Here is a 12,995-nt window from a genome sequence, read left to right as displayed (position 1 = left end):
TAATTACATTCAGGATACAACTGGCACGGCCTGCGACCGCCCGACTTCTGTTACTGCTTCAACGTGCTCTTTGACATTAAATATCGCGACCAGCCCGGTGAGATGATCCGCCTGACTGGCCAGCTGATCGGTTGCCGCTGCCGCTTCCTCCACTAACGAGGCATTCTGCTGCGTGACCTGATCCATCTGGCTTACCGCCTGGGCCACCTGCTCAATCCCGCGACGCTGCTCATCAGACGCCGAGGCAATTTCGCCCATGATGTCGTTCACCCGCGTAACGGAGGTGACAATCTCGTGCATGGTTTTCGCCGCCGTATCCACCAGCGCGGAGCCTTGCTGGACGCGGGAGACAGACTCTTCAATCAGCCCTTTGATCTCTTTTGCCGCGTTGGCGCTGCGGCTCGCCAGGTTACGGACTTCACCCGCCACCACCGCAAACCCGCGCCCCTGCTCACCCGCACGCGCCGCTTCCACAGCCGCGTTCAGCGCCAGAATGTTGGTCTGGAACGCAATGCCATCAATCACGCTGATGATGTCGCCAATTTTCTGCGAACTGGCGGCAATATCCTGCATGGTGCTGGCCACATGAGACGCCTGGTCGCCCCCCTTCTTCGCCGTCATCGCCGCCTGTTTTGACAGGTCTGACGCCTGGCGCGCGTTGTCGGCGTTCTGGCTTACCGTCGCAGTCAGCTGTTCCATGCTGGCCGCCGTTTGCGCCAGCGAGGCCGCCTGTTGCTCGGTACGGGAAGAGAGATCGTTATTGCCAGCCGCAATCTCTGAGATCCCGGTGTGCATGGCATAGCTGCCCTGGCGCACATCGGAGACCGTTTCCCGTAGCGATCCTTGCATCGCCTTCAGGCTGGCAAAGATCGCCGAAATTTCGTTTTTGCCATACACCGCCACCGGACGCGCCAGATCCCCCTTCGCAATGCTGTCGAAGTGGCTGCTGATAATCGCCAGCGGCTGAACAATCATCTTGCGCGACCAGAGCAGCGCGGCACCGGTCAGCAGTGCCGCCAGAATCACCACCACGGTAAAAATCACGCCGGACATGTGGTAGCTCATGCGGCTGCTTTCCCCTGCGCGCTGAACAAACTGGTTAATATCCTGCTGCCAGGCGTTAAAGCTGTCATCAAACGCCGCCTGTGAGGCCTGCACCGGCGCGCTCATAAAGTCCGAGAGCTGGTTGTTCTCAAGCCAGGTCGCCTGGTGATCCAGATCGCTGTGCCACTGCTCAAAGTTCTTCTTCATGGCAGCTTTCAGCGCTTTCCCTTTTTCGCTGACGTCCTCCTGCGCGGTGAACGTTTTGAACTGCGCGTCGGCCTGCTTAAGGCTGTTGCGCGCCGTCGCCATCAGCGCCTTGATATCATCTGGCGGATAACTCAGCGCGGTTAAGGTTCCCGCCTTGTTCAGCGCAGTGCTTGCCTGCAACAGCACGGCACGCGTTTGTGCCAGTGCGGAGCGCTGCTGATTACTCGCCTCAACTTCCTGCAAATTCTGATAGCCATCGCGAAACGCCCAAAAAGACAACCCGTTACTGCCAACCTGCAACACACCGCAAAGGATCAGAATCAAAAACAGTGTGGTCGAGATACGAATACGATTTAACATCCACGCTCCCATCAAGCGGCAAGCAGCCGCGGTTTAAATGTCAGTCAAAATGTTTCCCAGTTTTCATCATGTCCGGTCGTCGCGGCGCGGGTACGCGTGGCCGCCGGCTCAGCGGCTGGCGCACGATACGTGGCTTGCGGGGTGACCGTATTTCCAGCGAGTGAAGCGAGACGAAACGCCGAGACGGCCATCTTCAGACGGCTCGCCTGGTCTTCCAGCGCAGCGGCCGCCGCGGCGGACTCCTGCACCAGAGCGGCGTTTTGCTGTGTCACGCGATCCATTTCCGATACCGCCAGGGCAACCTGGTCGATACCACGACTCTGCTCATCAGAGGCAGAGGCGATTTCACCCATGATGTCCGTTACGCGGGTAACGGCATTCACGATGTCATTCATGGTCTCCCCTGCGCTTTCCACCAGCACGGAGCCGGTATCGACGCGGGAAACCGAGTCTTCAATCAGGGCTTTAATCTCTTTCGCCGCGTTAGCACTGCGGCTGGCGAGATTACGCACTTCACCGGCCACCACCGCAAACCCGCGCCCCTGTTCACCCGCACGCGCAGCCTCAACGGCGGCGTTCAGCGCCAGGATATTGGTCTGGAAGGCAATGCCGTCGATCACGCTGATGATGTCAGCGATTTTCTTCGAGCTGTCGGCAATTTCATGCATGGTTTTCACCACCCCATCCACCACCCGACCGCCACGCTGCGCCGTTTCGGACGCGCTTTCTGCCAGCTGAGAAGCCTGACGCGCGTTATCCGCGTTCTGCTTCACGGTGGCGGTGAGCTGTTCCATGCTGGCCGCGGTCTCTTCCAGCGCGGAGGCCTGTTGTTCGGTACGGGAAGAGAGATCGTTATTGCCCATCGCAATTTCGCTGGTGCCGGTATAGATGGCATCCGTGCCGCTACGCACGTTGGCAACGGTATCGATAAGCGAACGCTGCATATGGTCTACGCTGTTAGCCAGTTCGGTGATTTCGTTACGCCCGGAGACGGTCAGCGTTTTGGTCAAATCGCCGCTGGCAATCTCGCGGATATGGGCAATGACGCGACCCAGTGGGTTCAGCAGGCTATGGCGAATGCCGTACCATACCGCGATCAGCACAATGGCCAGCGCCAGCGCCATTACAGCCATCTGCCATTTGGCAAAGCGGTAATCATTCTGGCTTTCCGTAAAGGCCGAGTGGTAGAGATCTGCGCTGGCTTTGGCGTATTCACTCAGCGCCGCGCCGAGCGCGTTTTGCATTCCTTGTGTCGGCTGGGCGAAATAGGCGTCCATGTTGCCGCTCTCCAGGAACTGGATAAGCTCCGTCAGACCGGCATAGTAGGCGTTATATTTTTCATCGATATTCTGGCTCACCTGCTCCATGGCAGGCTGCGGGGCGATCTTCTTAAAGGCGTCGTAATGCTTTGCGGCATCCGCAAGGGTTGCGCGGGCATTTTTCAGCAGATCGGTTTTCGCGCTGCTCTGCTGGTTATTGGGATCCATCATCATGCGGGCGGAGGAGCGGCTCAGGTTGATACGCGTTTGCAGCATCAAATCCCACGTTGACGTGAGTTCACTCTGCTGCAGGCGCAGATCGTTTGAGGCGGCGAAACTGTCCTGATTCTGTTTTAACGACGAGAAAAAAAGCCCACCGGAGATAAGCTGAAGTAGTGCGAAAATGACCAGCACCATCATGAGCATTGTGACAACGCGGATACGGTTCAACATACAACACCTTCTCATAGATTTATTAACGGTGTTATCGGCACAGGCCACAGGAACTTTACATTTGCGAAAGGGAAAAGCGCGGGGGTTAGAACGCCACGTCAACAATCAGCGTGTCGGTATAGGTTCCGGCGGGGGGCGTGGCCTGCCCGGTCAGGACTTTGGCGGTGTAATTGTAGGTACGCAGTAATCCGTCTGTACTGACCTGGGATGAGGTCGCACTGGTCCAGCGTTCGGTGCCGCTGCTGCCCCAGCGGTTGGTGGTGGCTTCTTTATAGATGTCGTAACTCATGTAGTTACTGCCGCTCACCATGCGACGAACGTTGTTCAGCGCATTGGCACCATTGTTAATCCCTATGGTATAGGTACTGCCTTTGGTGCAGGTGACGGCGATGGCCTGCGAGACGGTGGGAAAACTTTGTACTAGCGGCGCGCTGTTGAAATTCACGTCCGGCGTGGTCATGGTGCTGCAGTCGTTAGTGACGGTCATGTTGAGAAGGATCGTGGTGGTGGCCGTGCCGGTTTGCGGCGTCAGGCAAAGTCCGGCAGCGCCAACGGCACAGACGTTGTAATTAATGCTGAATGTCAGCAGCACCTGATACGGCCCGGCCGAGACGTTCTGTCCCGGCACCGTACGGAAATAGAGCGGAATGTTGTAGCGCTTCGACCCCAGCAGCCCGAGCAGCGTGTTCCCGCTCCAGGTATAGGCATTACCGATCTGCACTTCGCTGCTACCGCCACAGCCGGAGGCAGCGCACAGGCGCGTGGGTATGACATCGGTAATAGCCGCATTGTCCGTGCGCTTCAGGGTGGCGCGACTGTTGGCGAATATCGATGCCGAGGTGTAAGTCAGCGCCACCGAGTCGTTGGTAAGGAGGTTGAGGACCGTATCGCAGGCCACCACCAGCGTACCGGTGGTTTCCACTTCCCCGGTTCCGCTCAGCGCGAACGAGGTCACGCTGCCAAACGACGCATTCACCGTACTGACGGTGCAGGCCGCGCTGCTGGCACCGGAGAAGAGCAGCAGAATCACCAGCAGATAACGCGTCACCGTGCCTCCCGACATATCAGCGGCCCGTAGGTTTGCAGCCTGTGTTCCGGGTTCGCGCCAACGGTCAGCATCGCCTGGCACCGTTTGCCCGTCGGGGTGATCACCTCCAGCGAATTGACGTCGCTAAGATTTTCCAGCCAGGCGATCCCGTCATAACCCACCACCGCGTTGCTGCGTGAGGCACGTCTGACCTGGCTGCCCACCGGAATGGCCTGTCCCTCGGCATCATGCAGAATGACACTTGCCACCCGCTCCTGCTCCATCGGGAAGTCCACCAGATAACCACTGTGGCGGCGGATCGCAATCCGGCGTTCGGTCTCTTTCAGACGCGTATCGGCAGGCAGATTGAGGGTGTCAATGCGGTAACTGGCCGGGTAATAGGCCGATACGCCGCTCACCAGCAGATAGCCGTTACGATTCGTTTTGCCGACCGGCTGGTTCTCGTAGCTGACGGGCACATCCGGTTGACCATCGGTGCTGATCACCACAAAGGCGTCGTTGATTTTATTCGCCGCAAACAGCTCGCCGTCCATCAGCACAATGGAGCCCAGCGCCTCGCTCCACCAGGTCATCATGTCCTTTTCACCGTAGGCCCCGCCCTGCACTTCGATATTATTGTTACGCCAGCCCAAGGTTCCCTGCTGATAATTGTTCGCCCGCGACTGATGCGCCCATGCCATGTTCCAGCTTAACCCGCCATCGGAAGGCATGGAGTGGTTGTAGTTGATGCGCTGCGTGCTGCCTGCCTCCGGCGTGTTTTCGAAGGTGACTGCGGCGCTGTCCCGTTCCCCAAGCGGGACCTGTAGCGAGAGTGCAACCGTCCAGTCGCCCCGCTGCTGATCACGGCTTGCGGCGAGGTAAAGACTGCTCGCGCCCCACAGGTTGCGGCTCCATGAGAGGTTAAGCAGTTCTGTTTTCTGGCTGTCAAAACTCTCCACACCGATCCAGGCGGCCCCGATATTGCCGTACTGCCCAAGATTAAAAGTCAGGGAATATTGATCGGTATTGCGGCTGAAGCTGGCGACAGGCCGGTCGTTTTCGTCATACATCGTCGGCTGGTCATAGAGGGCCAGGTTGCCAAAGCCGCGATCGCGTCGCGTATGTTGAGTGGCAAGGCTAAAATCGCTGGTGCTGTACTGATAGCCCCAGGCGATCTGCCCGCCCTCATCGCCGCGCATCCGGCTTTGGGTATACGCGGTATTCACAACGCCAAAGTGCCCGAGCTTCACCACCGTCCCGGCCCCGCCCAGCGCCAGCGACTCCGCCCCTTCCGCGTGACCTTCAAGGGTCAGCCAGTCCGTTACCCCGTAGCGATACGAACCGCTGCCCGCCGCCGGACCATAATCAAAATTGTCGATCCCGTAGTTGCGCCGCAGGCTTCCCAGCGTCACCGCCCCATCGCTCAAGCCGCGTTTAAGCAGTTCGCTGGTGACATAGAACGGCAGCGTAGTGCTCACCTGCCGTCCCAGCGCATCGGTGGTGATCAGCACCGCGTCCCCGGCCCCGTTAATATAGGGCAGATTCGTCAGGGTAAAGGGGCCCGGCTGAAGCTGCGTAGAGCCAGACCGATAGCCATTAATAAAGAGATCGACCGAGGTGGGAACCGCTGCTTCCCCGGAGAATTCCGGTAGCGGCCAGGTCACCAGATCCGGGCGCAGGGAGAAGTCACGCCCGTAGCTTATCCCACCCATACGCACGCTGGAGCTCCAGCTCAGGGCATCGCTGATCACATCCCCGGCCGTCCAGGTGGTGGCGTCCTCTTCGTTGGTGACCAGCAGGGTGGTGTCATAGCGCACATATCCGGCCTGCTGGCCGTCATCGCCAGCGAAATTTTTCCGCACATAACCGGTAGAAGAGAGCGAGCCGCGTTCATTGAAGTAGCGGAACTCATGCCACAGAGAAGCCTGGCCGCCCACGTGTTCCGTGTGGTTGGTATAAAGATCGTAATTCAGCAGCGCCCCGCGCCCAAAGTGAGGTTTGCTTTGCGCGGTTTGCCCGCCAAAGGAGGTCACCCGGGAGGCCACCCATTCGCGGGGCACAGTGAGCAGCAGACGCTGTGCGGCGCTGTCGTACTCCACGCGAACCTGAGCAAGCGATGAGAGATCCACCTCGCCGGTCGGCACATGCTCCGGCGGCAGCCCGGCACGCAGCAAATCGGCGCTCGAGACAAAGTAAGCGCCTTTACGCTGCGTCACGGGCACCACCAGACCGGTATCGTAGTGGTTCACTATGAGGCCAAGCTGAAAAACCACCTCATCGTTCACCGCCCGGGCCTCGGGAGGCGGCGGTAAACTGTCATCGCCGGGTTCTGCCCAGGCGCTGGTCGTGACGCAAAGCAGGATCATCATCGCCGGTTTCAGTTGACGGGCGTCGACTGCCATTGTTCATCCCTGGCGTTAATCTGCGCGCGCATCTGGTCTGGCTGCCGAATTCCGGCCGGGATGGCCCAGCTGCGGGTACTGCCCGCCAGCACGTAGCCCAGCAATCCCTCAGCAACAGGACGTTTCTGCCCGCCCTGCACCAGCGAAACCTGACTGAGCCTGACGTGTACATCGCCCCGGTTGTTAACCTCCAGCTGAGGCTGTCCGCCCTCATTTTTTACCCGCCAGCTGAGGTTGTGCGTATCCACAAACGCATGGTGCGCCCCCTCTTTGCTTGTCGGGATCCCCTGCCCATAGACAAAAAGGGGAATGGAATAACGCATCTGCAGTTTGAGACCAATAGCCGGTTCGGCTTTGTTGTCCGGCTGAGGAATTTCATCGACAATAATGCGGTAGGCCTGCTCGCCCCCCACCGGAACCGTCCCCTGTTTGATAAGACGAATAAGCTGCTTGCTGCCCGCTGCGATGGTGACAATTGGCGGGCTGGCCACCACATCCTGCTGGGCACTGTAACGTTCGAACCCGCCCTCCTGCTTCCAGCGCACAATGCGTACCTGCATGGTGGTTGGGCTGTTTCCTTGATTCTGGATCCACAGCTCCGTGGCTTTGGCATCAGCCGCCAGCCACGGATCGATAGGCCATAACAGAATGGTGGCGGCGGCCTGCACCTGGCCTGCCGCCACGGCCATCACCCCCAGCAAACTTCCCAGACATATGCGCCTGAAATATGCCGTCATCGACTCTCTCCCTTTATCACCATGACAAGGTCACGGTAAGTTGATCAGAATAGGTTCCTGCCGGGCTGAACCCGGTCAATAGCGCCACGCCAAACAGCGGCAGCGCGATGTTATTGCTGTTGGTATAGGTCACCGGAATCGCCTGGTTGACCCCTATTTCGCTGTTCGCCGCAAGTGAACTGCTGCTGTAAAGCCGGTATCCCACCACGTCGTTCCCGCCGTTGCGCGTCATTCGCCGCACGGAGGCGTAATTCTGCCCGCCGTTAATACTCATACTCAGCGCCACGCCTGGCGTACAGGCGATCGAGAGTGCCCCGTTTGGTACGAAGCTGGTGCTCACCGGAGCACTCTCCACGCCGGTATGGGTACCGAAGTTCAGCGTGCCTAACAGCCCCCCACTGCCGGTGCTCACCGCGCATCCCGGCACAATGGTCGCGCTGACCTTAAAGGACTGCGACGTGACGGCCATAGCGGCCGGCACCAGCGCCAGCCCGAGGATCAGCGTAAAAAAAAGATGCACGATCCCCTCTGCGCAGTGGCGCAGACCTGAAAAAGCGGTCTTCATGGGCTAAGTGGGCTAATAGGTTACGCTGACATTTATGGTGTCGGTGTAGGTCCCCGGTACCACCGTAACGCTGTTTCCGCCGCCGGTAATACGCCCGTAGAGGGTGTAACTGTCCACCCCACCGGCCGTGGACGCGATCGGCAATGCCGCGTTATTCGCCACAACGTTATTAAATCCGCTGTCGCTATACAGGCTGTATGCCACACCCTGCGCCGTGTTGGTGGTGTTAATCAGATAGCGGGCGGGTGTCCCCGTCGTGCCAACGACGGTGCCCGGCGCAGTGGAGTTGGTATTCCCGGTTATCGCCACCGTGTAGCTGGCGGTTGTACATTGAATCGTGAAGGTGTTTCCGCCGCTGGCACCGGTCAACTGCGTCGTCAGGGTGGAAAAGGTTGCAGGATGGGTCCCGAAATCCAGTGTCCCGAAGTTAATGCCGTTTTGGGTGGGCGATCCATTAATCAGACACCCGTTTGTCAATGTCAGCGTCGCGCCGATAGTGCCACTACTGGTGACCGCCAGCGCCTGATGGGCGGTTGTCGCGGTTAACAGAATGCCAGCGCAGGTCAAAAGGCGTTTTCTTTTCATTTACCACCCTCCAGAAGACGTCTCCGTTCACGTACAACAATTTAGTTTTAACGTTCAAGATGTTAGCCCCGCTTAATGTTCCTCCGAGGGGGTTATTGAGAATTTAGTTTATGGTTATCGCTTCGACCACTGGCGGCCATGTCAGTCACCCCCTTGTCCGATTGACAGAGAAATGATTTTAGAAACATTGGGTTATTGATTTATAAACGGAATTTACCGAATGTTGCCTGAGGATATATCCCATTAAAGTGTGATAAGCGTCACAATATATCGTCGCGGCATTAGCAACAAAATTAATAAAATTTAAAAAGGAGTTGTATCTCCCCCCGCTTTACTTCAATTTATGTGCCGAATAATTTCCCGCGCAGTAATAAAAAATCCATATATATCGGCGCGGGCGACATCTACAGCGCATAGGGGTCTTTTTCGTGGCAAGTGCAAACAAACTTACGCTCTTCATCGTGATATTCATGCTGGCGGGTATTCTTTCAGGGGCGGCCATTCATGAATACGCATCTGCGGATGCCATCAAAACCTGGTCGGATAACATTACGCTTCTCACCGATATTTTTCTGCGACTGATCAAAATGGTGATTGCACCGTTGGTCTTCAGCACGCTGACGGTCGGCATTATGAAAATGGGCGAAACCTCGACTATTGGCCGCGTAGGCGGTAAAGCGATGGTATGGTTTATCAGCTCATCGGTACTTTCTATACTGGTGGGGCTGTTTATTGTCACTCTGGAGCATCCAGGCAGCGGTCTGAACCTGACGATCCCCACTGAAGCAGTGGATACCGGGCTGGCCGTCGGCGGCATGACCCTGAAAGCGTTCCTCTCACATACCATTCCGACCAGCATTGCCGGGGCGATGGCGAACAATGAAATTCTGCAAATTGTGGTGTTCTCCATGTTCTTTGGCATCGGCGGCGCGTCGCTGGGCCAGAAATTCAACGCCCCGCTGGTCGCGGCGCTGGATGTGGTATCCCATATCATGCTGAAGGTCACGGGCTACGTCATGTATGTTGCCCCGCTGGCGATTTTCGCTGCGATCTCGTCGGTGATTGCCACCCAGGGTCTCGGCATTCTACTGAACTATGCCTCCTTTATTGGCGGCTACTATGTGGCGATCCTGCTCACCTGCATGGTGTTGCTGGCAGTGGGTTACATGGTGCTGAAAAAAGAGGTGTTCCGCCTGCTCAGCATGCTGAAAGATCCGGTGCTGGTCGCCTTTACCACCAGCAGCTCCGAGGCAGCGTATCCGAAAACTCTTGAGCAACTGGAGCGATTTGGCTGCTCGCGCAGCATCGCCTCTTTCGTCCTGCCAATTGGGTATTCCTTTAACCTGGTCGGTTCGATGGTCTACTGCTCTTTTGCCTCAATGTTTATCGCTCAGGCGTACAATATTCATTTGAGTTTCTCTGAGGTTACCGTTCTGATGCTGACGCTGATGCTGGCATCAAAAGGCATTGCGGGGGTACCACGCTCTTCGCTGGTGGTACTGGCGGCGACCATCCCAAGCTTTAATATTCCGGTGGCGGGTATTCTGTTGCTGATGGGGATCGACCACTTCCTGGATATGGGGCGTTCCGCCATTAACGTGCTGGGTAACGGGATTGCAACCGCGATGCTGTCGCAGAATGAAGGGGCGCGGGAAGCTGAAGCGGAGCTGGTAGAGCAGGAAGTGTAAGAGTACAAAAGGGGTGTGGCCTGATGCCCTCACCCCACCCCTCTCCCACCGGGAGAGGGAGCAAACACAAAAAACGGCAACCTGGATTGCCGTTTTGCATTTACCTACGCTACATGGTTCGCCGCGATATCCAGCAACGCCATCTCTTCGCTGTTCAACAGCTTCTCAATGTTCACCAGAATCAACATACGCTCACCCAGCGCACCCAGCCCCGTCAGGTACTCGGTAGACAGCGTGACCGCAAACTCCGGCGCCGGACGGATTTGGTCAGACGTCAGTGAGAGCACGTCAGACACGCCATCCACCACGATACCGACCACGCGCTGCCCCAGATTGAGGACAATCACCACGGTGTTATCGTTATACTCCACATCGCCCTGGCTGAACTTCACGCGCAGGTCAACGATAGGCACAATCACGCCGCGCAGGTTAGTGACGCCTTTAATAAACGCTGGCGTGTTCGCGATGCGGGTAACCTGATCGTAACCACGAATTTCCTGCACTTTCAGGATATCGATGCCGTACTCCTCATCGCCTAAAGTGAATACCAGGAACTCCTGTCCTGATGGCTCGCCCGCCAGTTTCGTTACATTACTCATACCGGTCATGTTCTTACCCTTTACTTAATCAGGCGGCTGTGTACGCCACACGTTGTTCACGATTTAATCCCTGAAGCGCCGACACGTCGACGATCAGCGCCACGCTACCATCCCCCAGAATGGTGGCGGCAGAAATACCCGGCACTTTGCGGTAGTTACTTTCGAGGTTCTTCACCACCACCTGGTGCTGACCAATCAACTGGTCAACCAGCAGCGCGTAGCGGCGACCCGCACTTTGCAGGATCACGACGATACCCTGCGTGGCCTCTGTTTTCGCCCCGTCGACTTCGAAGACTTTCCACAGTTCCACCAGCGGCAGGTATTCCCCACGCACTTCGAGCACGCGCTCGCCACCTGCCAGTGGGTGCAGATCTTCTTCACGTGGCTGCAGTGATTCCATTACCGCGTTCAGCGGCAGAATGAAGACTTCGTCCGCCACTTTCACCGACATACCGTCGAGGATCGCCAGCGTCAGCGGCAGCAGAATACGAATGGTGGTACCAGAACCTTGCTTAGACTGGATTTCGACGTGGCCGCCCATTTCCTGAATGTTACGCTTCACCACGTCCATTCCCACGCCGCGTCCGGAGACATCCGTTACCTGCTCGGCGGTTGAGAAACCCGGGGCGAAGATCAGCATGCCCACTTCTTCATCGGTCATGTTTTCGCTGACCGCCATCCCCTGCGAAATCGCCTTCGCCAGGATACGCTCGCGGTTAAGGCCCGCGCCGTCATCGGTTACTTCAATACAGATGTTCCCGCCCTGGTGCTCCGCAGACAGGATCAGGTTACCGACCGGGGATTTTCCGGCGGCAATACGGTTTTCCGGCAGTTCGATACCGTGGTCCAGGCTGTTACGCACCAGGTGCGTTAACGGATCGATAATGCGTTCAATCAGGCTCTTATCCAGCTCGGTGGAGCTGCCCATCAGCGTCAGTTCAATCTGCTTATTGAGTTTACCGGCCAAGTCGCGCACCAGACGCGGGAAGCGGCTAAAGACGTACTCCATCGGCATCATACGGATGGACATCACCGATTCCTGCAGATCGCGGGCGTTACGCTGTAACTGCCCCATGCTGGTAATCAGATCGCCGTGCGTGACCGGGTCCAGTTCGTTAGAACGCTGGGCCAGCATTGACTGGGTGATCACCAGCTCGCCGACCAGGTTGATCAGCTGGTCAACCTTCTCTACGGCGACGCGGATGCTGGTCGATTCGCTGGAGCGCGCCGCCGGTTTTTCACCACGGCCCGGGGCAGCAGCCTCTTTAGGAACGGCTTTCAACGCCGGGGCAGCAGGGGCGACCGCGGGCGCAGCAGCCTGAGCCACAGCGGCAACCTCCTCCACTGCAGCAGGCGCGTCAACGGCAACCGCTTCCGTTTCAAAGGCGATTTGATCGGCTTCGATAACAAAACACAGCACTGCCACGATGTCGTCCTGGCTGATACCGTCATCGAGCGTCGCAGCAAGGCTGTCTTTGCCTTTTACCACGTTGCTTAATGTCGCCAGGTTACCCAGCTCCTCTTCCAGCAGGTTGACTTCGTTCTCTTTCAGGCGTGACAGCACAACGCGCAGTTTCCCCGCTTTAGCGGCGGCAGGTGCTGCATCTTCAGCGGCTGGCGCATCAACAACGCTCAGTTTGGCTGCAGGAACAACGGCTGCGGCAACCTCACCTTTTGCTTCCAGCGCAAGCTGGCGCAGCGCATTGCAGATGTATTCAAAGCTGGCGGCATCAGGCTCTGCCGAACTTTTATAGGCGTCGAGCTGTTCCTGCATAATATCTTTGGTTTCCAAAAACAGGTTGATAATGTCGGTATTGAGCTGCATCTCACCGCGTCGTGCTTCATCAAGCAGGTTTTCCATTAAATGGGTGGTTTCCTGCAGGATGGTAAATCCAAATGTTCCGGCTCCGCCTTTAATGGAGTGCGCAGCGCGGAAGATGGCATTGAGCTGCTCGGAGTCCGGCGCTTCTGGCACCAAATCCAGCAAATGTTGCTCCATATCCGCCAACAATTCGTCGGCTTCATCAAAGAATGTCTGGTAAAAATCGCTAATATCCATGCTCACGCTA

The 12,995-nt window shown here is 57.3% G+C and carries 10 protein-coding genes; 1 reads left to right on the top strand and 9 read right to left on the bottom strand.

Features of this window, described 5'->3' with window-relative positions:
- Positions 1–9: 9 nt before the first annotated feature.
- From tap to ECL_RS06935, 7 genes are all read right to left on the bottom strand, one after another.
- Positions 10–1,611, bottom strand: a complete 1,602-nt coding sequence (gene tap, locus ECL_RS06965; RefSeq protein WP_013096062.1) for a methyl-accepting chemotaxis protein IV — start codon at positions 1,609–1,611, stop codon at positions 10–12.
- 44 nt (positions 1,612–1,655) lie between these two features.
- Positions 1,656–3,323 (bottom strand): methyl-accepting chemotaxis protein II, encoded by a 1,668-nt coding sequence (tar, locus tag ECL_RS06960; protein WP_013096061.1) that lies wholly within the window; start codon positions 3,321–3,323, stop codon positions 1,656–1,658.
- Positions 3,324–3,408: 85 nt separating this feature from the next.
- Complete coding sequence (locus ECL_RS06955) at positions 3,409–4,371, bottom strand: Csu type fimbrial protein (RefSeq protein WP_013096060.1); 963 nt, start codon at positions 4,369–4,371, stop codon at positions 3,409–3,411.
- A complete protein-coding gene (locus tag ECL_RS06950; RefSeq protein ID WP_013096059.1) occupies positions 4,368–6,752 on the bottom strand; it encodes a fimbria/pilus outer membrane usher protein in 2,385 nt (794 codons plus the stop codon). The genes ECL_RS06955 and ECL_RS06950 overlap by 4 nt, the downstream gene beginning before the upstream one ends.
- The gene (locus ECL_RS06945) at positions 6,728–7,489 is read right to left on the bottom strand and encodes a fimbrial biogenesis chaperone (protein ID WP_013096058.1); all 762 of its coding nucleotides are present in this window, start codon (positions 7,487–7,489) and stop codon (positions 6,728–6,730) included. The genes ECL_RS06950 and ECL_RS06945 overlap by 25 nt, the downstream gene beginning before the upstream one ends.
- Before the next feature lie 16 nt (positions 7,490–7,505).
- Positions 7,506–8,054 (bottom strand): Csu type fimbrial protein, encoded by a 549-nt coding sequence (locus ECL_RS06940; protein WP_028027938.1) that lies wholly within the window; start codon positions 8,052–8,054, stop codon positions 7,506–7,508.
- Between the two features lie 12 nt (positions 8,055–8,066).
- On the bottom strand, positions 8,067–8,639 hold the full coding sequence (locus tag ECL_RS06935) for a Csu type fimbrial protein (RefSeq protein WP_013096056.1): 573 nt from the start codon (positions 8,637–8,639) through the stop codon (positions 8,067–8,069).
- Positions 8,640–9,067: 428 nt separating this feature from the next.
- On the opposite strand from ECL_RS06935, the gene ECL_RS06930 reads away from it, so the two are divergent.
- Entirely contained in the window at positions 9,068–10,327 is a 1,260-nt protein-coding gene (locus ECL_RS06930; protein ID WP_023620134.1) for a dicarboxylate/amino acid:cation symporter, read from the top strand.
- Between the two features lie 104 nt (positions 10,328–10,431).
- Here the strand turns inward: ECL_RS06930 and cheW are convergent, their stop codons facing one another.
- Positions 10,432–10,935 carry a chemotaxis protein CheW gene (gene cheW / locus ECL_RS06925; RefSeq protein WP_013096054.1) on the bottom strand — a complete coding sequence of 168 codons (504 nt, stop codon included), beginning with the start codon at positions 10,933–10,935 and terminating at the stop codon, positions 10,432–10,434.
- Positions 10,936–10,954: 19 nt separating this feature from the next.
- Complete coding sequence (gene cheA, locus ECL_RS06920) at positions 10,955–12,991, bottom strand: chemotaxis protein CheA (RefSeq protein WP_028027937.1); 2,037 nt, start codon at positions 12,989–12,991, stop codon at positions 10,955–10,957.
- Positions 12,992–12,995 lie beyond the last annotated feature (4 nt).

This window comes from Enterobacter cloacae subsp. cloacae ATCC 13047, from assembly GCF_000025565.1.
Lineage (GTDB): Bacteria > Pseudomonadota > Gammaproteobacteria > Enterobacterales > Enterobacteriaceae > Enterobacter > Enterobacter cloacae.
Note: the sequence above shows the minus strand (reverse complement) of the source record. Positions and strands in the feature narration are given on the sequence as shown.

Bases quoted from the DNA above. Each gene is read 5' to 3' on its own strand.
- ECL_RS06945 (WP_013096058.1), bottom strand. From the start codon at position 7,489: ATGACGGCATATTTCAGGCGCATATGTCTGGGAAGTTTGCTGGGGGTG.
- tar (WP_013096061.1), bottom strand. From the start codon at position 3,323: ATGTTGAACCGTATCCGCGTTGTCACAATGCTCATGATGGTGCTGGTC.
- tap (WP_013096062.1), bottom strand. From the start codon at position 1,611: ATGTTAAATCGTATTCGTATCTCGACCACACTGTTTTTGATTCTGATC.
- ECL_RS06950 (WP_013096059.1), bottom strand. From the start codon at position 6,752: ATGGCAGTCGACGCCCGTCAACTGAAACCGGCGATGATGATCCTGCTT.
- ECL_RS06935 (WP_013096056.1), bottom strand. From the start codon at position 8,639: ATGAAAAGAAAACGCCTTTTGACCTGCGCTGGCATTCTGTTAACCGCG.
- cheW (WP_013096054.1), bottom strand. From the start codon at position 10,935: ATGACCGGTATGAGTAATGTAACGAAACTGGCGGGCGAGCCATCAGGA.
- ECL_RS06940 (WP_028027938.1), bottom strand. From the start codon at position 8,054: ATGAAGACCGCTTTTTCAGGTCTGCGCCACTGCGCAGAGGGGATCGTG.